Below are 995 nucleotides of genomic sequence, written 5' to 3' on the forward strand. Positions count from 1 at the left end.
TCAAGAAAGGTCAGCACTCGGCCGGCGTGCAACGCCAGTACAGTGGCACCGCCGGTCGAATTGAAAATAGCCAGATCGGCGTCTTTCTTCTCTACGCCAGTCAGGCAGGGCATGCCTTCCTGGACCGCGCCTTGTACTTGCCCAAATCCTGGACACAGGATCGCGAGCGTTGTCGACGTGCTGGGATTCCCGATGACGTCGAATTCGCCAGCAAACCTGAGCTCGCTCGCCGGATGCTGGAGCGTGCGCTGGACCAGGGGGTTCCGGCCTCCTGGGTGACGGGAGATAGTGTCTATGGCGGCAACCGCAGCCTGCGCCTATGGCTGGAGGAGCGGTCGCAACCTTTTGTCTTAGAAGTGGCTTGTAACGAACCCTTGTGGTGGCAGAGCTTTCAGTACACGCGAGCTGACGAGATCGCAGCGGCCCTGCCGGATGATGCATGGCAGACCTTGTCCGCCGGCTCAGGCAGCAAGGGCGAACGCTGGTACGACTGGGCGTTGACGCCTCTGACAAGGCTGCAGCCTACGGAAGAGGCACGACATTGGGGACATTATCTCCTGATCCGGCGCAGCCTCTCGAAACCGGATGAGCAGGCCTATTATGTGGTCCATGCGCCCAAGGAATGGGTATCGATTGAGACACTGGTTCGGGTCGCGGGTCAGCGCTGGAAAATCGAGCAGGGTTTTCAGACGGCGAAGGGGGAATGCGGCCTGGATGAGTACGAGGTGAGGTGCTGGGCCAGTTGGCATCGCCACATCACCTTGTCGCTGCTGGCCCACGCCCTGTTGATGGCGATTCGGCAAGCGAGCCAGCAGCAAAAAAAGCCGTTGCCGGCAGGATCCAGTGGACACTCTCCGAGCTCAGGCGACTAATAGGGAGATGGCTATGGCAAGGGCAGCAAGCCTTGTCCCATGTGCTTCATTGGTCGGACTGGCGACGAAAGCACCAGTACCGGGCTTGGCAATGCCACTGTCGGCAGCAACAAGCCCGACTAG

Annotated in this window: 1 protein-coding gene; it reads left to right on the forward strand. The window is 60.2% G+C overall.

Annotated features, from left to right (window positions below; all coding sequences use genetic code 11):
• Nucleotides 1-872: IS701 family transposase (locus HF027_RS15440; RefSeq protein WP_209316479.1), on the forward strand; the 872-nt coding region annotated here is incomplete at its 5' end.
• Nucleotides 873-995: the final 123 nt, after the last annotated feature.

Source organism: Halomonas salinarum, from assembly GCF_012062845.1.
Taxonomy (GTDB): Bacteria; Pseudomonadota; Gammaproteobacteria; order Pseudomonadales; family Halomonadaceae; genus Onishia; species Onishia salinarum.